Origin of the sequence: Comamonas sp. (genome assembly GCF_036666375.1) — a bacterium.
GTDB lineage: Bacteria > Pseudomonadota > Gammaproteobacteria > Burkholderiales > Burkholderiaceae_C > Comamonas.
The window spans coordinates 1-4,500 of record NZ_JAVWWA010000025.1; the positions used below are offsets into that span (position 1 = coordinate 1).

A 4,500-nucleotide genomic window follows, 5' to 3' on the forward strand; every position below is an offset into this window, starting at 1 on the left:
GTCACGGCCTTGGCGCCGTTGCGCTTGCTCATCTTCTCGCCCTGCTCGTTGAGCACGGTGGGCAGATGGGCGAACACCGGAACCTCGGCGCCCAGGGCTTCGAAGATGTGGATCTGGCGCGGCGTGTTGTTGATGTGGTCGTCGCCGCGGATCACATGCGTGATCGCCATGTCCATGTCGTCGACGCAGACGCAGAAGTTATAGGTGGGCGTGCCGTCGGGGCGCGCGATCACCAGGTCGTCGAGTTCGCTGTTCTGGAATTCGATGCGGCCCTTGCACTTGTCTTCCCAGGCCACGACGCCGCCTTGCGGCGTCTTGAAGCGCAGCACGGGCTGCACGCCTTCGGGCACGGGCGGCAACTGCTTGCCGGGCTCGGGGCGCCAGGTGCCGTCATAGCGCGGCTTTTCCTTGGCGGCCATCTGCTTTTCGCGCAGCGCGTCGAGCTCCTGCATGCTCATGTAGCAGGGATAGACCAGGCCCTTTTCCTGCAGCCGCACCAGCACTTCCTTGTAGCGCTCTATGCGTTGCATCTGATAGAACGGGCCTTCGTCGGGCGTGAGCTGCAGCCACTCCATGCCCTCGAGGATCACGTCGACCGATGCCTGGGTCGAACGCTCGACATCGGTGTCCTCGATGCGCAGGATGAAGTCGCCACCATTGGCGCGCGCAAAGGCCCAGGGATAAAGCGCCGAGCGGATGTTGCCCAGGTGGATGAAGCCCGTGGGCGAAGGGGCGAAACGGGTACGTACTTTGGTGCTCATTACAGGGTATCCAGTCCACGGCAGAGGTCTGCCTTGATGTCTTCAAGATGCTCGAGGCCGACCGACAGTCGGATCAGGCCTTGACCGATGCCAGCAGCCTGGCGCTGGTCTTCGGAAAGACGGCCATGCGAAGTGCTGGCCGGGTGGGTGATGGTGGTTTTCACGTCGCCCAGGTTGGCGGTGATGCTGCACACGCGCGTGCTGTCGATGACCGCGAACGCGTTGGCGCGCAGCGCTTCGGGCGAGTCGCCGATCACATCGAAGGCGAGCACGCCGCCGCCCATGCCAGATTGCTGGCGCATGGCCAGCGCATGCTGGGCGTGCGTAGGCAGGCCGCTGTAGTGAACGCGCGCCACCTTGGGATGGGCTTCAAGCCAGTTTGCCATTTCCAGCGCCGCGGCGCTCATGGCCTTGACGCGCAGCGCCAGGGTTTCCATGCCCTTGAGCATGACCCAGGCGTTGAACGGCGCGAGGTTCAGGCCCGCGGTGCGCATGAAGGCGCCCATCTTCTCTTCAACCAGCGCCTTGGGGCCGCAGACCGCACCGCCCATGCTGCGACCCTGGCCGTCGAGCAGCTTGGTGCCGGAGTGCACGACCAGGTCGGCACCGAACTGCACCGGGCGCTGCAGCACCGGCGAGGCAAAGCTGTTGTCCACAGCCAGCAGCGCGCCGTGCGCATGGGCCAGTTCGGCCAGCGCCGCGATGTCGCACAGATCGCCCAGAGGATTGGTCGGGGTTTCGGCAAACAGCAGCTTGGTTTCAGGGCGGATCGCGGCCTTCCAGGCGGCGACATCGGTCTGGGACACAAAGCTGGAAGTCACGCCGAAGCGCGCCATCTCGCCGCCCAGCAACTTGATCGTCGAGCCGAACATCGACTGCGAGCAGATGATGTGGTCGCCGGCCTTGAGCATGGTCATCGCGACCATCAGAATGGCCGACATGCCGGTCGAAGTGGCAATGGCCGCCTCGGTGCCTTCCATGGCAGCGAGTCGACGCTCGAAGCTGGTCACGGTGGGGTTGGAAGTGCGGCTGTAGGTATAGCCCGGCTCTTCATTGCCGAAGCGGCGCGCGGCCGTGGCGGCATCGGGCTGCACGAAGCTGCTGGTGAGGTACAGCGCTTCGCTGTGCTCGCCCCATTGGCTGCGCTCAACGGCTTCGCGCACCGCGAGGGTATCGGGATGCAGGCCGGCGGGAAGGGTTCGTTCGGTCACGGTGGTATTCCTGGTTGTCCAGCGGAGGCAGGCCGTTGCTGGCGGCGCAAAGAAAAATGAGCCAAACCCGCTGGGCCGGTCAGGTGGTGAGGCCTGACCCTTCCGCGTTTTTAGCTCTTTTCCATGACAGCCAAGCGGGCGGCGCTGCGCCCCGCTTCATTGCTTGCAATCGTTCCTAATGTAACGTGCTCAAGCGTCCTGGGCGTTGGGCAGCGATAGGCGCGAGGTATCGACATCGCCCTCTTCGGCGCCGCCGGTGCGGCCCGCGTTGAGCGCCGCGATATCGCCTTCGGAAATGTCGCCGGTCACATAGATACCGTCAAAGCACGAAGCTTCAAAGCCGTTGACGCCGGGGTTGAGCGCGCCAATGGCCTTTTTCATGCCGTCGACGTCCTGATAGATCAGCGCGTCGCAGCCGATGACCTGGCGGATTTCCTCGACCGTGCGGTCGTGGGCCACCAGCTCGCTCTTGGTCGGCATGTCGATGCCGTAGACATTGGGGAAACGCACCGGCGGCGCAGCGCTCGCCAGGTACACCTTGTTGGCGCCGGCGTCGCGTGCCATCTGCACGATTTCCTTGGAGGTCGTGCCGCGCACGATGGAGTCATCGACCAGCAGCACGTTGCGGCCCTTGAACTCGCTGCTGATCGCATTGAGCTTCTGGCGCACCGACTTCTTGCGCGCGCCCTGGCCCGGCATGATGAAGGTCCGGCCGACGTAGCGGTTCTTCACGAAGCCTTCGCGGTACGGCAGACCCAGCAGCTGGGCCAGCTGCATGGCGCTGGGGCGGCTCGATTCGGGAATCGGAATGATCACGTCGATCTCGCTTGGCGGTACCGTGGAGATCACGCGCTTGGCCAGCGATTCGCCCAGGTTTAGGCGCGCCTGGTAGACCGAGATGCCGTCCATGACGGAATCGGGGCGCGCCAGGTAGACGTACTCGAAAATGCAGGGGTGCAGCGAGCTCTTCTCGGCACACTGCTCTGCCTGGACCTTGCCGTCGAGGCCGATGTAGACCGCTTCGCCCGGCGCGACATCGCGCTCCAGTGTGTAGAGGTTGCCTTCGAGCGCCACCGATTCGCTGCCCAGCATGACGCTGCCATCGGCACCGTGGCCTATGCACAGCGGACGGATGCCGTAGGGGTCGCGGAAAGCCAGCAGACCGTAACCGGCGATCAGCGCGATCACGGCGTAGGAGCCGCGCACGCGCTTGTGCACCGCGCGCACGGCCTTGAACACGTCGACGCTCTTGAGCGGCGCGCCGCTGGTGGCACGCGCCAGTTCGTGCGCCAGCACGTTGAGCAGCACTTCGGAGTCGCTGTCCGTATTGGTGTGGCGATGGTCGGTGTCGGCGAGCTCGGCACGCAGTTGCTTGGCGTTGGTCAGGTTGCCGTTGTGCACCATGACGATGCCGAACGGCGCGTTGACGTAGAAGGGCTGGGCCTCTTCTTCGCTGGCCGCGTTGCCGGCCGTCGGGTAGCGCACCTGGCCCAGGCCGATGTTGCCCGGCAGCGCGCGCATGTTGCGCGTACGGAAAACATCGCGCACCATGCCCTTGGCCTTGTGCATGTAGAACTTGCGTTCCTGTTGGGTCACGATGCCTGCCGCATCCTGGCCGCGGTGCTGCAAAAGCAGCAGCGCGTCATAGATCAGCTGATTCACGGGTGCAGTGCTGACTACACCGACGATTCCACACATAGTTGCGTTCCATCCATCCGCGGGAAAAGTCCCGCCATTCTTGCAAGGCCGCCCGGGTAGGGCCGCCCTGCCCTCATCTTGAAGGCAAATACCTTCCCAATTCCTGCGGCAGCGCCGGCATCCAGTCCAGCAGCAGGCCGCCGAGTTGCGGCGCAATCAGCGATTGCTGCCACCACTCGGACTGCTGCAAAGGCGTATAGGTCACCACCAGGGTCACGACGACCAGCAGCAGACCACCCCGCAGCAGACCAAATACCGCGCCCAGCGTGCGGTCCACAGGCCGCAGACCCACGCCATCAATCAGTCGCTTGGCGAGACTGGAGACCAGGCCCCAGACAAACGCCACAGCAATAAACGTCACCACAAAACCTGCGGCATAACGCAGCGATACATCGGCATTGCCCATGGGCAGAAACCCGCCCATTGTCTCCGCCCCGTAGCGCGCCGACACGAAGGCCACGAGCCACCCTACGAGCGACAGGAGTTCATAGACCAGCCCGCGCCAGGCGCCGACCAGCAGCGACCCCAGCACCACGGCCAGAAAAATCCAGTCGACAGCGCCCATCACCGCGTCAGGGCTTGATCACCGACGCCGGCAAACCCAGTCCCTTGACCCGCGCCGCGGCCTTGTCGGCTTCGGCCCGGCTGTTGAACGGGCCCACGCGCACCCGCGTGCGCTGACCATCCTTGGTCGACACCGTCTGGGTGAACGCCTTGAGGCCTGCGCCTTCGAGCTTGGCGCGCACTTCACGCGCCTTGTCCGCATCGCCAAACGCTCCGACCTGGACCACGACACGATCGCTGCTGCTGGCCTCGGCGGCTGCCGGTGC

General features: G+C 64.7%; 5 protein-coding genes. All 5 read right to left on the minus strand.

All coding sequences use genetic code 11. The features are described 5' to 3' along the window. The coding region (gene gltX, locus RR928_RS08565; protein WP_332682181.1) for a glutamate--tRNA ligase at positions 1 to 761 on the minus strand (761 nt) is incomplete at its 3' end. Beyond that, the gene (locus RR928_RS08570; protein WP_332540365.1) at positions 761 to 1,972 is read right to left on the minus strand and encodes an O-succinylhomoserine sulfhydrylase; all 1,212 of its coding nucleotides are present in this window, start codon (positions 1,970 to 1,972) and stop codon (positions 761 to 763) included. The genes gltX and RR928_RS08570, both read right to left, overlap by 1 nt. Before the next feature lie 189 nt (positions 1,973 to 2,161). Continuing rightward, positions 2,162 to 3,670 carry an amidophosphoribosyltransferase gene (gene purF, locus RR928_RS08575; RefSeq protein WP_332549830.1) on the minus strand — a complete coding sequence of 503 codons (1,509 nt, stop codon included), beginning with the start codon at positions 3,668 to 3,670 and terminating at the stop codon, positions 2,162 to 2,164. Positions 3,671 to 3,743: 73 nt separating this feature from the next. Further along, positions 3,744 to 4,235, minus strand: coding sequence for a CvpA family protein (locus tag RR928_RS08580; RefSeq protein ID WP_332540197.1), 492 nt, complete (start codon positions 4,233 to 4,235; stop codon positions 3,744 to 3,746). 7 nt (positions 4,236 to 4,242) lie between these two features. Continuing rightward, positions 4,243 to 4,500, minus strand: a 258-nt coding sequence (locus RR928_RS08585) for an SPOR domain-containing protein (RefSeq protein ID WP_332540199.1), incomplete at its 5' end; no start/stop codon positions are given.

Bases quoted from the DNA above. Each gene is read 5' to 3' on its own strand.
- purF (WP_332549830.1), bottom strand. From the start codon at position 3,670: ATGTGTGGAATCGTCGGTGTAGTCAGCACTGCACCCGTGAATCAGCTG.
- RR928_RS08580 (WP_332540197.1), bottom strand. From the start codon at position 4,235: ATGGGCGCTGTCGACTGGATTTTTCTGGCCGTGGTGCTGGGGTCGCTG.